This window comes from Polaribacter sp. OB-PA-B3 (genome assembly GCF_054589375.1).
On record NZ_BAAIIX010000008.1, the window covers coordinates 23,898 to 39,739 of the forward strand.

The window sequence follows — 15,842 nt, forward strand, 5'->3', positions numbered from 1 at the left end:
ATATTTGATTTCCTTAAAAAAGTTATTGCTTTAATGAAATTTACAAGTTTAAAAATTTACCTTTTATTTATTGTTTTATTTTCAATAAAGAATCAAGCACAAGAAACGCTACCAATTTATACAGATTACTTATCCGACAATGTTTTTTTGGTCCACCCATCTGCTGCAGGTATTGGTAATTCTAGTAAATTAAGGTTAACAGCAAGACAACAATGGATTGGTGTACCCAATGCACCTGCATTACAAACGGTAAGTTTTCATACTAAGTTTGGTGAAGAGTCAAATGCTGGTTATGGTTTAGTTTTGTTTAATGACAAAAACGGATTTCATTCTCAACAAGGTTTACAAGGTGCTTATGCTTATCATTTACCAATGAGTACAAGTAAAATGTTTCAGCAATTGTCTTTCGGGTTGGCTTTTTCTTTTGTGCAAAACCAATCCGATCAAAGAACGTTTTCTGGAGATAGACCAGGTGTTGTTAGTCAAATTATAGAAAGTACAAGTTACTACAATGCCGATTTTAGTTTGGCTTATCACAGAGGAGGTTTATCATCTTATTTTACAGTTAAAAACCTTTTTTTAACAGCAAAAAACAACTTGAATGTTCAAGAACCATTAGATTTAAGAAATTATCTATTATCTGTTGGTTATTACTTCGGACAAGAAAGATTTGTTCAATTTGAGCCATCTTTAATGCTTCAAATAAGAGAAAGTACTAAAGAGAGAATAGCAGATTTAAACTTTAAGGCTTACAAAACTTTTAAGAATACACAGTTTTGGGCAGCAATTTCTTATAGAAGAAATTTTGATGCTAATAGCGAAGATAATTCATCTTACATTTCGCCTTTAATTGGTGTAAATTATAAGAACCTAATGTTTTCTTACACACATACTAAACAATTAAATGATGTTTTATTTGCAGAGAATGGGTTTCATCAAATTTCTTTAGGTTTTAATTTATGGACAAGAGAACCAAGAGGTGCAGCTTGCCCTAATATTAATGCAAGTTACGGTAGTTTTTAAAAGTCTTTTTCTATTACATTTATACTTTTGTTAGTAATTAAATTTTTTAAAGCGGTTTTATCTTTATTAATGTAAATTATATGAGATCCGTTTTTTGAATCTTTTTTAATTAATCCATTTTTTTCTAATATAGCCTTTGTTTGTCTAGCTACAGCTTCACCAGAATCGATAATTTTAATTTTAGAACCTACAATTTTTCTAATTTGAGGTATTAAATATGGATAATGCGTACAACCAAGAACTAAAGAATCGATATCACTTTCAATCATAGGTTTTAAGTATTGCAGAAGTAATTGATTTATTTCCTCTGAATTTAATTTTCCCGCTTCAATTAGTTCTACTAGTCCTTTACCGATGGTTTCTTTAATGGTAATATCTTTTGATATACTATTAGATGTTTTTTCGAATAGAGAACTGTTTAGCGTTCCTTTTGTTGCTAAAATTCCAATAATTTTTGTTTTTGTAACAAGAGCTGCGGGTTTTATAGCTGGTTCTATTCCTATAAAAGGAATTGCATATTTTTCTCTTAAAAAATCTATGGCATTTGTTGTTGCAGTATTACAAGCAACCACGATTATTTTACATTTTTTAGCTAATAAAAATTCGGTATTTTTAATACATAATGCTATAATTTCATCTTTGCTCTTTTGTCCGTAAGGAGCATTTTTACTATCCGAAAGATAGATTGTATTTTCAGAAGGTAAAAGCGTTATTACTTCTTTTAATATTGATGTACCACCAACACCAGAATCAAAAAAACCTATAGGATTGTTATTAGATATCATATGTGTAAAAATAAAAAAACCTACTTAAAAAAGTAGGTTTCTTATATAATTTAAAAAGTAGAAATTATTGTCTTGCTTGTTGTGGCTTTGGTAAATCTTTTAATAAACCTAATTTAGCTTTAACAGTACTGTATAAATCTTCTCCTTTTTTAACGATTAAACTTTTAGCATCAAGAACATATAAAATTCCTTTAGAAGCAGCTGCAGATTCAATAGCCTTTTCTGCTTTTTCTACAATTGGTTTTAAACCATCTGCTTGTTTCTTTTGCATTTCTTGGTAAGCAGCTTGTTGTGCTTGGTCAAATCTTGCCTTATCTACTTGTACTTCTTGTGCTCTTTGCTTATTAGTTGCTTCAGTTTGAGTTGCTTGTTCAGCAGTATATTTTTGTACTTTAGCTTCTAATTTTTTCTTTAAACCTTCGATCTCATTTTGGTACGATTTACCTAATTTTTCTAAAGTAGTAGATAATGCTCTTGTTTCTGGCATATTATCTATAACTCTTTGGTAATCTACATGACCTATTTTTTGTGCATTCGCAACACCAGCTACTCCTAAAGTAAATACAGCAATTAATAGTAATGTTTTAAAATTTTTCATTCTTGTTTTTAATTTAATTATTATTCTCTTGTTTTTCTTGCTCTTTCTTTGCGTCTTCTTTTTTCTTTTTAAGCGCTTCTTTCTTTTTTCTAAGCAACTCTCTTTTTTCGTCTCTTTTCTTTAACAGTGCTTGTCTACGCTCTTCTGCTAATTTTTGCTTAGCTTCTTTATCAGATAGTTTTTTTGCAATTACAGCTTCTTTTTTTGCTATTGCGGTTTTTTGTTTATCTGTTAACTCTTTTGGCGCACTTGCTTGTTTCTTTTTAGCATTTTTTTGATCTACTAATCTAGTTCTATCAATAGTTGCTAAAACGAGGTCGCTAATATCGTATTTTTTATTTGAATATAGCATTACTAATTCACTAGATTTATCAAAAACAAAATCGTATTTTTTTCTGGCAGAAATACTTTGTATTGCATTGTAAACTTGGTCTTGTATTGGTTTTACCAATTGTTTTCTTAATAAAAACATATCGCCTTTAGGACCAAAGTACAAAGATTCTAACCTTCTTAATTCGTCTTGCTTTAAAGCTATTTCTTCTTCTTTTTCTTCTATAAGATCTTTAGTAAGAATAGCTTTTTCATTTGCTAAATCGGTTTTTAGTACTTCTATAAACCTTGCTTCTTTATCTAATTTTTGTCTCCACTTAACTACTTTTTCATCTAAAGTATTTTGTGCTTCTAGATATTCAGGAACATTTTCTAGAATGTATTCCATATCTATATAGGCAATAATTTGATTTCTTTGAGCGAAAGAAATACTAACTGTAAATAAAAGAACTGTAAATAAAAATATTTTTTTCATTCGTTTAGTATTTAGAAAAAACCATGCCAAAAAAACTTTAGTCTTAACAAATGTACAGTTTTCTTAGAATTGTCTTCCGATAATAAAATGTGTTTGCCAACCAGATTTTTCTATTTGACCAGGTAACGGATCGAACCCGTGAGCAAAATCGATACCTAATAAACCAAATGCAGGCATAAAAATTCTTACACCTAAACCAGCTGATCTTTTTACGTTAAACGGATTAAATGTTCTAAAATTGTCATAAGAATTACCAGCTTCCAAAAATCCTAGTGTATAAATTGAAGCAGATGGTGAATCTGTAATAGAATATCTTAATTCTAATTGGAATTTATTATAGATGGTTCCTCCAGAAATTGAAGATAATCTGTTGTTTTCATATCCTCTTAAACCTACAGTTTCTCTACCGTCTAATTGAAATTGAGCAATACCATCTCCACCAACAAAATAACGTTCAAATGGTGTTTGACCTAGTTTATCACTATAAAACCCTAAGAATCCCATTTCAGCATTTGTCATTAACACTAATTTATCTGTAAAAGAAGTATACCATTTACCTTTAGCGTTTAATTTATAGTATTCTAACCACTTATATTTATCTGCTAAAAAATCGTTTTGTTGTTCTGCTGTTAAATTATCTGGCTCGTTGTAATCTTTATCTGTAAATAAAGAATAAGGTAATGTCGCTTTAATTCCGAAAGAAAATTCAGAACCATAAGTTGGGAAAATTAAACTTGGTCCAGAAGAATTTCTTGTTAAATTAATATTATAAGACAAGTTATTTAATGTACCATTGTCTAAAACATTGTCTCCAACTCTAAAACCATAATTTTTTAATTGAAAACTTTGGTAAGAAATTGTTTGTGATAACTGAAAGAAATCATCTGGCCATTTTAAACGTTGTCCTAAACCAATAGAAGCACCTGTAATACCTAGTTTTCTACTTCTATCTACATCAAATGTTTGTGGGTTTAATTGAAACTGATTTGATTGATAAATAGAAAATGATAAAGACTTAGGAGTTTTACCACCAAACCAAGGTTCTGTAAAAGAAAAACTATACGTGTTGTAAGTTCTACTAGATTGTAATCTTAAAGAAAGTTTTTGTCCGTCACCTGTTGGTAATGGTTTGTAGGCTTCTTTATTAAAAATGTTTTTTATAGAAAAATTGTTAAAAGATAAACCTAATGTTCCTATAAAAGAACCACCACCATAACCACCTTGTAACTCTATTTGACTTCCTCCTTTTTCGATTACGTTAAAGTTGATGTCTGTAGTTTTATCTCCGTAATTTGGATTTACATCTGGCGTTACATTCTGATCAAAAAATCCTAACTGACCGATTTCTCTAATAGATCTAATAATTTCTCTTCTACTAAATAAATCTCCCGGTTTTACACGTAACTCTCTAAATATTACATGATCGTTTGTTTTATCATTACCAGAAACTGTAACTTTTTTAATTCTAGCTTTTTCGTCTTCTCTAATTCTAATTTCTACTGTAATAGAATCGTTTTCTACTTTCGTTTCTACAGCATTAATTTGAGAGAATAAATAACCGTTGTTTTGGTATTCCGAAGAAATGTCAAAAGAAGTAGGGCTTCCGTCTCCGCTAACACGTTCTTTTAAAACAGCACCGTTATAAATGTCTCCTTTTTCAATTCTTAATACTTGCTGTAATTGCTCATCTGTATATTCTTTGTTACCAACAAATAATATTTCTGCAAAACGATATTGTCTACCTTCTTCTAAATCGATATTAATATCTATTGTATTATCATCATTCCAAGAAATACCTTCTTTTAAAATACGAGCATCTCTATAACCTTGTCTACTGTATAAATCTAGTATACTTTCTAAATCTTCTTGATAGTCTTCTTCGATGTATTTAGACCCTTTCCAGAAACGACCAAAAAATTTCTCTTTGGTGTTTTTCATTGCACCTCTTAACTTCTTATTAGAAATAGCGTTATTGCCATTAAAGTTAATATCTTTAATTTTAATTTTTTTTCCTTTATCGATAAACACAGACATGTTTACAATATTAATATCTGTTGTGTCTTTTTGAACATCTAAAGAAACCTTGGTTTTTAAGAATCCTTTATCGGTATATTTTTTTCTGAAATAGTTTTTAGAGGTAACCAATAAGTTGTCTGTTACCATTTTACCAAGTTTTAATTCGGTTTCTTTTAAAAGTTCTTTGGCTTTAGACTTCTTAATTCCGTTTATTTTAACTTGATTTAGTTGAGGTAGTTCTTGTACATCTAATTGTAGATATACTGTATTACCATCTATTTTTGCTAAATAGACATCTACATCGCTAAACTGGTCACTTTCGTAAAGTTTTTTTATTGCACTGGTAAGTTTATCACCAGGTAATTTTATAGTTTGACCATACCTTAATCCTGTAAAAACTCTAACTGTTTCTTCGCTAAATTTTTGAAGTCCAGTTACAGAAATACCACCTAAAATATATTCTTGACCTTTAACAAAAGATATATTTTTTGTTGGTACAGTATCTTTTTTAATTATAGATATACTATCTTTTTTAACTTGAGCATTTGCGCTGTAAGTAGAAAATAGTGCTGTAAACACTATTGCTGCAGAAAATAATTTCATAAAAAATTTATTCTGTAATTTGTTCGCTTGTTTTTCCAAATCTTCGTTCTCTATTCTGGTAATCTATAATTGCATCATAAAAATGCTCTTTTCTAAAATCTGGCCAAAGTACATTTGTAAAATATAATTCGGCATATGCCAACTGCCATAATAAGAAGTTACTAATGCGTTGTTCTCCACTAGTTCTTATCATTAAATCAACGTCCGGCAAATTAAATGTATATAAATGATTATTTATAGTATTTTCATCTATTTCTTCTAAATTAAGTTCTTTATTAACAACTTTTTTAGATATATTTTTAATTGTATTAACAATTTCTTCTCTAGAACCATAACTTAAAGCCAAAGTTAATACGATTCTAGAATTGTTTTTTGTTTCTTCAAACACCTCTTTTAGAGCTTTTTGTGCTTTTTTTGGTAAGCTTGATATTAACCCAATGGCATTAACTTTAACTCCGTTTTTCATAAAAGTAGGTAATTCCTTTTTTAGAGAATTAACCAATAAAGTCATTAAGGAGTCTACTTCTAATTTAGGTCTGTTCCAGTTTTCTGTAGAAAAAGCATATAAAGTAATTGCTTCTATATTAATTTCTGCTGCAGCTTCAACAGAATCTCTTACGGCGTTTAGTGCATTTCTATGACCAAAAATTCTATTCATTCCTTTACCTTTTGCCCAACGGCCATTACCATCCATAATTATGGCAACATGTTTAGGAACTCTTTGTAAATCGATACGTAGTTTTTTATCCATATTTTTAAAATCCTTGGGTGTAACAAGCGGGTCTTCCAAAAGTATAAATTAAAGATACTCCGGTAAACATATACCAATCGTTACTATTTCCTTCTATATTGTAATTTAAATTATCTTCTGTTAGATAATCTAAATCATCTTCAAAAGTATATCTAAATTTACTTTCTATAGAAAATGCAAAATTACCACTTAATTTAGATTTAAAACCCAAACCTATTGGTAATGCAAAAGATGTTTTTTTATCAAAAATATCTTCACCTGCAGTAGTTTGTTCTCTAATATAAGAGTAATTAAATACTGCAAGTTCAATTAGAATGTAGGGTGTCCAAGTTTTATCTTCTGATGAAATATCATATTCATAAAAATTAAACTCCATACCCAAAGCAATTTCATTTATTGTATTTGTAAAATTTAATCCTCTATTTCTTCTAAAATCTGTATCGGCATTCTTATCATTTCCTTTGATTGGTAAATAAGAAAGTGTACCTTTAAAAGCAATTCTTGGATTGTAATTATATTTAAAAAAAGCGTTACCAGCTAATTGATTTGGGTATATGTAATTGGTTCTACCAACATCACCAACATAATTTGTGCCTCCTAAAGAAACACCAATTTCATACACTTGCCCAAACATAATTGTAGTTAGGCTAACAAATACGATAAATAAAATACTGTTTTTCATTCTAAAAAATAGCGAGCAAATATAGGAATTTCAATTTGCTTTATAAAGTTAATACTCAGTCTTTTTTGAATAACCTTTTTTTTAAGGTTTTATTGTGGTTAATGCATTAAAGATTTGTTGCGTTTCTAGTATCTTCACCCCAAAGTAATTTACTTCTAAGGGTTTGTAAAAAAGATTGATTATTTGGTATAATACTTTTTATAGTAAACGGAGCTTTCTCAATAAAAACTTTTGTGCTTTCTGAGACTGTTGTAATTCTAGAATCTAATGAAATTAAAAAATCTTTTTCCCTTGAGTCTACTTCTAATTGTATAGACGTTTGGTCTGAAATAACCATCGATCTTGCATTTAAATTATGTGGTGCAATAGGTGTAATTACTAAGTTTTTAGAATCCGGAGAAATCACAGGCCCATTACAACTTAAAGAATAGCCAGTAGAACCAGTAGGTGTTGCTATTATTAAGCCGTCTGCCCAGTAATTTGTTAAATATTCGTTGTTTAGATTAGTGGTTACACCAATCATAGAAGTAGTGTTTTTTCTTGCAATAGTAACTTCATTTAAAGCAAAATTAAGCTCAGAAAACTCTTTTGTTTCTGGTGATGTTTTCACACTCAAAAGAGTTCTTTCTTGAGTTGTGTATTCTTTTTTTAAAATTAATTCTACGCTTTCGTTAATGGTGTTTTTATTGATGGTTGCCAAAAAACCTAATCTACCAGTATTAATTCCTAAAAGCGGAATATCTAAATCTCGAATATAAGTTACAGCTCTTAAAATTGTGCCGTCTCCACCGAGTGTAAACATTATATCGAAAGAATTGTCTAAATCTCTAAAATGAGAAAATGTTTTGTATTTATTATCAAGAATAGTTCCTTCTACAAGCAAGTTGTAAAACTTTTCTTCAATAAAGCACTCGATATTATTTTCTTCTAAAATTTTTAAAAGAATTTGAATTTCTTTTTCTGCTGATATAGAATATGATTGGCCGTAAACTGCTACTTTTTTCAAACTTGTAAAATATTTAATACTTTAAAATTGTGTGTTTTCAATGTTTCCTTAAGAATTACATTTCTAAATATTTCTGTAAATAATCAGATCTATTTTTTAAATCTTCTAAATAAATATCGTTTTCATGTGTAGAAATTATTTTATAGTCATAACGTCTAAAAGTGTGCATAACTTCATTGATGTCTTCTGCTTTTATCTTTAAAGTTATTTGCACATTACCTTGATTTTTTTCTGAAACATATAAACCAAGTAATTTACCACCATTAGATTCTACAATTTGCGATACTTCGCTCATCGAATAATCATTTTCGTTTTTTTCGATAATTAAAGTTTCACTGTCTTCTATCATAAAAGGGCTTGTAGAAAAAACGTCTAATACATCACATAAATCGTAATAACCAATATATTCTTTTTCTTTATTAAGTACAGGAATTATAGTTGTATCATTATCAGCAAAAATCTTTAAAAGTTCTAAAACTGTTGCTTTTTCATCAGCAAAAAAAGAATTTAGTAAATGTGTATAACCTACTAATTCATCAGATTTATTTTCTATGGTTTGAATGTCATCTTGAGCAAAACAACCTAAAATTTTATTGTTTTCTGTAACAGCAAAATGCGTTATCGGAAAATTATCGAATAATTTTTGTGCAGCTTTCACACTACTTTTTAAGCTTAACGGCTTAATTTCATTTAGTATATAGTCTGTAATATTCATGCTTTACGAATATAGGATAAAATGATTTAATAATTTATCTTTGTAGTCTAATTTAAGACGATGACAAAGTTAAGTGTTAATATTAATAAAATAGCAACTTTAAGAAATTCTCGTGGTGGAAATGTGCCAAATTTACTAAAAGTTGCAGCTGATATTGAAAGTTTTGGTGGCCAAGGTATTACAATACATCCAAGACCAGATGAAAGACATATCAAATATCAAGATGCTAGAGATTTGGTTTCTGTGGTAAAAACAGAGTACAATATCGAAGGAAATCCGATTCAATCTTTTATAGATTTGGTATTAGAAACAAAACCAACTCAAGTTACACTTGTACCAGATGCAATAGACGCAATTACGTCTAATGCTGGTTGGGATACTGTGAAGCATCAATCTTATTTGCAGGAAGTTATTAAAGAGTTTCAACAAAACGGAATTAGAACTTCTATTTTTATTGATACAGATTTAAAACTTATTGAAGCCGCAGCAAAAACGGGTACTGATAGAATAGAATTGTATACAGAAGAATTTGCAACACAATACGATTTAGGAAACAGAGAAGCAGTTAAGCCCTACACCAATGCAGCAGTTGTAGCACATGATTTAGGTTTGGGTATAAACGCAGGTCATGATTTAAGTTTAGATAACATAAAGTTTTTTAAAGAAAATATTCCAAATTTAGCCGAAGTTTCTATAGGACATGCACTTATTGCAGAGAGTTTGTACTTAGGTTTAGAGAATGTTGTAAATATGTATTTGCACAAATTGAAATAGTTTTCATTTAAAAATAAAACTTAAAATGTCTAAAGAAATATTACATGCAACAGTAAAAGGAGAAGGATTTCCTTTATTAATTTTACATGGATACTTTGGTATGTCGGATAATTGGAAAACTTTAGGGAACCAGTTTTCTGAAGATTTTGAAGTACATTTGATAGATCAAAGAAATCATGGTAGAAGTTTTCATGAAGATGAGTTTAATTACGAGGTTTTAGTAGAAGATTTACATCGCTATATTTTACATCATAATTTACAAGAAGTATATTTATTAGGGCATTCTATGGGAGGTAAAACAGTAATGCAATTTGCTGTGACTTACCCAAATTTAGTTAAAAAATTAATTGTTGTCGATATTTCACCAAGACAATACCAACCGCATCATAATGCTATTTTAGCTGGTTTAAATTCGATAGATTTCACCACAGAAAATTCTAGAGGTAAGGTTGATAAGAAGTTGGCTAATTTAGTGCCAGATCTAGGTGTTCGTCAATTTTTACTAAAAAATGTGTATTGGATAGAAAAAGGTAAATTGGCTTTTAGATTTAATCTAGAATCGCTAACAGAAAACAATCCAGAAGTTGGTGCAGCATTGCCTCCATTTACTGTTTACGATAAAGAGACCTTATTTCTAAAAGGTGAAAAATCGAATTATATTACAGAAGATGAAGAGGCTATTATAGAAGCGCATTTTCCCGATTCTAAAATTGTAATTATACAAAATTCAGGACATTGGCTACACGCAGAAAACCCGAAGCAATTTTACAACGAGGTATGTGCATTTTTAAATTAAATTACAAAAAGTTGTATCAATAAAAGTATACATGAAAAAACTGATAGTATTTTTATTTCTTCTTAGTTTCGGACTTTCTTACGGTCAGAAAGATTCTATTAATTTGAATTTAAGAAAAGATAGTGATAGAGATTTTTGGCAAAAATTTACCTATGATTTGGGTAATATGGCTGGCGGAATGGGGTACGCTTACACCAGACCTTTACATTGGAAAAAGAAAGATTTTGCAAATTTAGGATATGTAGCAGCAGGAACTGCAGCTTTATATGTTATAGATGATAATGTAGATAATTGGGCAAATGGTTGGCGTAACGATGTACCAAGATGGTTAACAAATTACGGTAATGATATTGGTAGTCCAAATAACAATTTTATGTTAACCGGTGCGGTATATTTAACTGGTTTGTTTACAGAAAGCCCCAAGCTAAGAAGAACAGGTGTTTTATTAATTTCGTCTGCGGCAGCTTCTGGTTTGTTACAACAAGTTTCTAAGCGAATTATAGGTAGAGCAAGACCAAGAATAGATGTTGGTAAAAGTTCTTTTGATCCTTTTCATATTGATAGAGTTTTTAATTATGATTCTTTTCCTTCTGGACACACCATGTTGGGTTTTACAAATGCCTATGCAATTGCTAAACATTTTGAGAGTCCGTGGATAAAGGCAGGCTTGTATACCATTGGTTCTATACCCGGAATTGCAAGAATTATAGATCGTTTTCATTGGATTTCTGATGTTGCATTTTCTACAGCAATAAGTATTTTTATTGTTGAGGCAATCGATAGATTTTTAGATACAAAGTACGATCAAAAATATAACGACCAAAGATTCAAGAAAAAGGTAGTTTGGAATATACAAGCTACACCACAAAGTTTTGGTGTAACTATGAGTTTTTAGGCAATTTCTCCTCTATGTGGTTTTAAAGCATCTCTGTAAATTTTCATATCCGCTTCATCAACAGTTATAAAAGCGGCACAAAGCATTGGATTCTGCTCTATAATGTCAATTTCGTGAAAACTTAATTTTTCTAATTCTGCAAATTCTTTTAAGTGTATTGTGTGGTGTTTGGCAGTTTCTTTAGCGTCTTCACCTCTAAAATCCCATAATAATTTTATTTTTCTACTCATGGTCTAAGAATTTATAAAAATAAATAAGTTTCCGTTTTTAAAACTTATCTCTATGCTGTTGTCTATTGCTTTATTGCGAGTGCCAATTCTTTTACCAAAAATTAAATCTTCCTTATTTAAAGGGTATTGTAAACCTTTGGTTGAGATTTCTTTTGCCTCAGGAAAAGGTATTAAAGAAATTGTTTTGTCTTTGCAATTCGTTAAAATTGTTTTTTTATCTGCTAGAAAATAACGACCATGATTATCATAAAAAGTAAGATTTAACTTTTCTTTCCATTGAATTGTGGTGTGTAAATTTCCTAAAAAATGATCTTGTTCTTTTCCACTAGCTCCAAAAACATCAATTTTTAAAACACCTTTATCTGATAAGATTTGTAGAATTTTATCAAAATCTGTAAAATCTTGATCTGGTGTTTTTATAACTTCAATTTTTGTTGGTAAATTCTCTAAAGAATCAAAATCGCCAGAAACAAAATGAGGTGTAATGTTTTTTTCTTTTAAATATTGATACGCGCCATCGGTTGCACAAATAATATCGTAATTAGATAGATTTGGCAGTTCTTTTGGCTTTTCACCATTCAATAATAAAAAAACTTTTTTGGTTTTCATATAATGCAAAAATACCCATTTCTTATCAAATGAAATGGGTTAGAACTTCAATAAAAAAAAGAAGTCGATTATTTTTGTTTTAGTATTATACCGATAATGCCTAAACGTGCAATTAAAAAAGTTAAAGAACCAAAAGCAGGAGAAAGTAAAGCAATTTTTAATCCACCAGCTAAAACCTGATGAGAAATTCTTTTTGCCATAGAGATATCATTTATTGCGCCTATTACGCCGATCATAAAACCTAAAAAGCCCCAAACTAAAGCAAACAAACTTATAGACTTAATCAATTTTAGACCTTTATCGTTTTTATCGCCTTTAATTAATACTATTATTGTTAATAGAACACAAATAATTAAGGTGATTAAAATTGTGTACATAAATAATGGTCCGCCATCATTTAGTAAATTCATTGGTAATAATTTCATAATAAGTTGTTTTAGTAATTAATTTGAATCAAATGTATTTTAAATAGACGTTCAAATTTTTAAAAAACGACGTTTGATTATTTAAAAATAGTAAACAACCAAATAATAAGGGTTTTTAACAAAAATAACTTAATTTGGTAGAAAAGGTTCGTTTTATGGTATTTTGCCTCAAAAACTTCTGAGTTTTTAAAAAATATATGATATTGGTAAATTATTTAAAAGGATGAATTCATATATTAAATTATTATTTACCGCTTTTTGCCATATTATTTTTTGGGTTGGTGTTTATTTTTTTTACACTTATTTTTTAGGTTATGGTAGCTTAAATGTAAATTATGTAAATTCATTTTCATGGTATTTAATGCCAAGTACAATTGTTACAAGTTATTTGTTTCTGTATTATTTGTTTCCTGTTTATCTTCAAAAAAAGAAATATTTTTTATTTTTTCTTTACAGTATTTATACGTTTATAATTTCTAATTGTGCTATAATTTTATCAATTTTATTTGGTTTTATTTTTTTAGATAAGTCTGATAGCATAACTGTAATTCCTTTAACTAAAGGCTTACCGTTTATAGTTTTTGGAGTTTATATGGTTGTTTTGTTTTCAATTGTGATAGGATTAATGTTATTTAACTATTTAGATCAAAAAAAGACAGAAGATTTAAAAAATAAATTTTTACAAACCCAACTGGAACTAAAAGAACAAGAATTGAAGTTTTTAAAAATGCAAATTCATCCACATTTTTTATTTAATTCTTTAAATACCATTTATGGTTTTGCGTTGCAAAAAGGAGATGAAGCGCCAGAAATGATTTTAAAATTATCGAACCTATTAGATTATATTTTATACCAAATAGAAAAACCTAAAGTTAACTTACAGCAAGAAATTAATCATTTAGAAGATTATATTTCTCTAGAGAAAATGCGTTTTCACGATTCTTTAAAAGTAAATTTTCAGAAGGAAATTTTAACAGAAAATATAGAGATTTCGCCAATGTTATTAATTCCTTTTGCAGAAAATAGTTTTAAACATGGTAAAATAAGAGATGGATTTTTAGAAATTGATATCAAGCTAAGTGTAACTGATAAGGAATTGGTGTTTACAGTTCAAAATTCATCAAAAAATGATGTTAATTCAAATGTTGGTATTGGTATCGAAAATATTAGAAAAAGATTACAAATGCTGTATCCAGATAAACATCAGCTTAAAATTCAAGATAAAGAAGCAACTTTTAGTGTAAGTTTAAAAATTCAATTAGAAGATTTTCAAAATAATTAATATGAAAAAAATTACTTGTGTTATTGTTGATGATGAACCTGTTGCAAGAGATATTTTGACTTCTTATGTAGCTAAAATACCTAGTTTAGAATTGATAGCAACTTGTAAGAATGCAATGGAAGCTTTTGAGGTTTCTAATACTCAAAATATAGATATTTTCTTTTTAGATATAAATATGCCAGACATTTCTGGGTTGTCTTTAGCAAAATCTATCAACCAAAAATCTAAAATTATTTTTACAACTGCTTATAGAGAATACGCTGTGGATGGTTTCGATTTACAAGCGGTAGATTACTTGTTAAAACCAATTTCGTTTGACCGTTTTTTACAAGCGATTAATAAATTATTTCATCAAAACTCTAAAGTTTCTTTAGAAATTTCATCCGAAGAAAATCTTGTAAAGAATGATTTTATTTTTGTGAGATCTGATAGGAAAATGCTAAAAATTAATTTTGATGAACTACTCTATGTAGAAAGTTTGTCTGATTATATTAAACTTCATTTAAAAGATAAGGTAATTACAACGAGAGAAACAATTAGTAATATTGAAACGAAATTACCTGCTAAAAACTTTCTTAGAATTCATAGATCTTTTATTGTAAATCTTAAAAAAGCAACTTCTTATACAAACGAATTTGTAGAGATTGGTAAAAATGCGATTCCTATTAGTAGAACTTACAAAGAAAATGTACTTAAAAAGTTGGCAGAAATTTCATAGAAATAGTTTTATCTTTGATGCAAATTTTAGACTTTTGAATACAGCACAATTTATTCCAGAAATACTTTCAGAAAAAATAGAAAAAGCAACTTTTACGTGGCAAACACCAAGTAATATTGCATTGGTAAAATATTGGGGGAAAAGCAACCCGCAAATACCTAAAAATGCATCGATAAGTTTTACTTTAAATAACTGTCATACAATTACTACAATAGAGTTTTTAAAATCAGAAACATCTAAAGAAGCTAATTTTGATTTATTTTTTGAAGGAAAAGAAAAGGAAGAATTTAAACCAAAAATTGCTGCGTTTTTTAATAGAGTAGCAACGTATTGTCCGTATATTTTTGATTATAAAATGATTATTAATTCAGAAAACTCTTTTCCTCATTCTAGCGGAATCGCATCTTCGGCAAGTGGTTTGAGTGCAATTGCAATGTGTTTAATGAGTTTAGAGAAAGAGTTAAATCCAGATTTAACTCAAGAATTTATAAATAAAAAAGCTTCTTTTTTAGCACGTTTAGGCTCTGGAAGCGCAAGTAGAAGTGTAGAAGGTCCTTTAGTTGTTTGGGGAGAGCATCCTGAAATTGAAGGAAGTTCAGATTTATTCGGAGTTCAATTTCCGTATGGAGTTCATCCTGTTTTTAAAAATTATCAAGATGCTATTTTATTAGTAGACAAGGGTGAAAAAGTAGTTTCTAGTACGGTTGGCCATAACTTGATGCACAATCATCCGTATGCAGAAAATAGATTTTTACAAGCGAATGAAAATCTAGGGAAAATTTCTGAAATTTTACAAAATGGCGATTTGAAGGCTTTTGTAAATTTAGTAGAAAGTGAGGCTTTAACACTGCATGCTATGATGTTAACAAGCAATCCTTATTTTATTTTAATGAAGCCAAATACTTTAGAAATTATTAATAAAATTTGGAAGTATAGAGCAGAAAATGAAAGCAATATTTGTTTTACTTTAGATGCCGGAGCAAATGTTCATGTTTTGTATCCAGAGAACGAGAAAGACGCTGTAAATAAATTTATAGAAGAAGATTTGGCAAACTACTGTCAGAAAAAGCAGTATATTTATGATACTGTAGGTTTAGGAGCAGTAAAAAAGTAACTTTATTTTTAAATT

At 28.9% G+C, this 15,842-nt stretch carries 18 protein-coding genes; 7 read left to right on the forward strand and 11 right to left on the reverse strand.

The window, feature by feature from the left end:
• Positions 1–33: 33 nt before the first annotated feature.
• Complete coding sequence (locus tag ACYPV9_RS13265; protein WP_459744469.1) at positions 34–1,023, forward strand: PorP/SprF family type IX secretion system membrane protein; 990 nt, start codon at positions 34–36, stop codon at positions 1,021–1,023.
• Here the strand turns inward: ACYPV9_RS13265 and murI are convergent.
• The 8 genes from murI to ACYPV9_RS13305 all read right to left on the reverse strand — a co-directional run bounded on the left by murI (position 1,020) and on the right by ACYPV9_RS13305 (position 8,984).
• Positions 1,020–1,808 carry a glutamate racemase gene (gene murI, locus ACYPV9_RS13270; RefSeq protein WP_459744471.1) on the reverse strand — a complete coding sequence of 263 codons (789 nt, stop codon included), beginning with the start codon at positions 1,806–1,808 and terminating at the stop codon, positions 1,020–1,022. The genes ACYPV9_RS13265 and murI overlap by 4 nt on opposite strands.
• Positions 1,809–1,872: 64 nt before the next feature.
• Positions 1,873–2,406 (reverse strand): OmpH/Skp family outer membrane protein, encoded by a 534-nt coding sequence (locus tag ACYPV9_RS13275; RefSeq protein ID WP_299065569.1) that lies wholly within the window; start codon positions 2,404–2,406, stop codon positions 1,873–1,875.
• A gap of 13 nt (positions 2,407–2,419) precedes the next feature.
• Complete coding sequence (locus ACYPV9_RS13280; RefSeq protein WP_299065571.1) at positions 2,420–3,211, reverse strand: OmpH/Skp family outer membrane protein; 792 nt, start codon at positions 3,209–3,211, stop codon at positions 2,420–2,422.
• 63 nt (positions 3,212–3,274) lie between these two features.
• On the reverse strand, positions 3,275–5,830 hold the full coding sequence (gene bamA, locus ACYPV9_RS13285; RefSeq protein ID WP_459744478.1) for an outer membrane protein assembly factor BamA: 2,556 nt from the start codon (positions 5,828–5,830) through the stop codon (positions 3,275–3,277).
• 7 nt (positions 5,831–5,837) lie between these two features.
• Entirely contained in the window at positions 5,838–6,581 is a 744-nt protein-coding gene (locus ACYPV9_RS13290; protein ID WP_299065576.1) for an isoprenyl transferase, read from the reverse strand.
• 4 nt (positions 6,582–6,585) lie between these two features.
• Positions 6,586–7,263: a type IX secretion system protein PorG gene (porG, locus tag ACYPV9_RS13295; RefSeq protein WP_299065578.1), complete on the reverse strand. Its 678-nt coding sequence runs from the start codon at positions 7,261–7,263 to the stop codon at positions 6,586–6,588.
• A gap of 106 nt (positions 7,264–7,369) precedes the next feature.
• Complete coding sequence (locus ACYPV9_RS13300; RefSeq protein ID WP_299065580.1) at positions 7,370–8,269, reverse strand: NAD kinase; 900 nt, start codon at positions 8,267–8,269, stop codon at positions 7,370–7,372.
• A gap of 55 nt (positions 8,270–8,324) precedes the next feature.
• A complete protein-coding gene (locus tag ACYPV9_RS13305; RefSeq protein ID WP_459744482.1) occupies positions 8,325–8,984 on the reverse strand; it encodes a CBS domain-containing protein in 660 nt (219 codons plus the stop codon).
• A gap of 60 nt (positions 8,985–9,044) precedes the next feature.
• Here ACYPV9_RS13305 and ACYPV9_RS13310 point away from each other — a divergent pair, with 60 nt between their 5' ends.
• From ACYPV9_RS13310 to ACYPV9_RS13320, 3 genes are read left to right on the forward strand one after another with little or no spacing between them, the layout of a single operon-like run.
• Complete coding sequence (locus ACYPV9_RS13310) at positions 9,045–9,758, forward strand: pyridoxine 5'-phosphate synthase (RefSeq protein WP_299065584.1); 714 nt, start codon at positions 9,045–9,047, stop codon at positions 9,756–9,758.
• A gap of 25 nt (positions 9,759–9,783) precedes the next feature.
• Positions 9,784–10,554 (forward strand): alpha/beta fold hydrolase, encoded by a 771-nt coding sequence (locus ACYPV9_RS13315; RefSeq protein WP_299065585.1) that lies wholly within the window; start codon positions 9,784–9,786, stop codon positions 10,552–10,554.
• A 31-nt stretch (positions 10,555–10,585) separates the two neighbouring features.
• Entirely contained in the window at positions 10,586–11,449 is an 864-nt protein-coding gene (locus tag ACYPV9_RS13320) for a phosphatase PAP2 family protein (RefSeq protein WP_299065587.1), read from the forward strand.
• On the opposite strand, the gene ACYPV9_RS13325 is transcribed toward ACYPV9_RS13320, so the two are convergent.
• The 3 genes from ACYPV9_RS13325 to ACYPV9_RS13335 form a co-directional block, all read right to left on the reverse strand.
• Positions 11,446–11,679 carry a hypothetical protein gene (locus ACYPV9_RS13325; RefSeq protein WP_299065589.1) on the reverse strand — a complete coding sequence of 78 codons (234 nt, stop codon included), beginning with the start codon at positions 11,677–11,679 and terminating at the stop codon, positions 11,446–11,448. The two genes, ACYPV9_RS13320 and ACYPV9_RS13325, sit on opposite strands and share 4 nt — an antisense overlap.
• Before the next feature lie 3 nt (positions 11,680–11,682).
• Positions 11,683–12,288: a thiamine diphosphokinase gene (locus ACYPV9_RS13330; RefSeq protein WP_459744487.1), complete on the reverse strand. Its 606-nt coding sequence runs from the start codon at positions 12,286–12,288 to the stop codon at positions 11,683–11,685.
• 68 nt (positions 12,289–12,356) lie between these two features.
• A complete protein-coding gene (locus ACYPV9_RS13335) occupies positions 12,357–12,713 on the reverse strand; it encodes a MotA/TolQ/ExbB proton channel family protein (protein WP_459744489.1) in 357 nt (118 codons plus the stop codon).
• Positions 12,714–12,936: 223 nt separating this feature from the next.
• Here ACYPV9_RS13335 and ACYPV9_RS13340 point away from each other — a divergent pair, with 223 nt between their 5' ends.
• From ACYPV9_RS13340 to ACYPV9_RS13350, 3 genes are read left to right on the forward strand one after another with little or no spacing between them, the layout of a single operon-like run.
• The gene (locus tag ACYPV9_RS13340) at positions 12,937–13,995 is read left to right on the forward strand and encodes a sensor histidine kinase (protein ID WP_299065595.1); all 1,059 of its coding nucleotides are present in this window, start codon (positions 12,937–12,939) and stop codon (positions 13,993–13,995) included.
• A 1-nt stretch (position 13,996) separates the two neighbouring features.
• Positions 13,997–14,713: a LytR/AlgR family response regulator transcription factor gene (locus ACYPV9_RS13345; RefSeq protein WP_459744494.1), complete on the forward strand. Its 717-nt coding sequence runs from the start codon at positions 13,997–13,999 to the stop codon at positions 14,711–14,713.
• 34 nt (positions 14,714–14,747) lie between these two features.
• A complete protein-coding gene (locus ACYPV9_RS13350) occupies positions 14,748–15,827 on the forward strand; it encodes a diphosphomevalonate decarboxylase (RefSeq protein ID WP_459744496.1) in 1,080 nt (359 codons plus the stop codon).
• Positions 15,828–15,842: the final 15 nt, after the last annotated feature.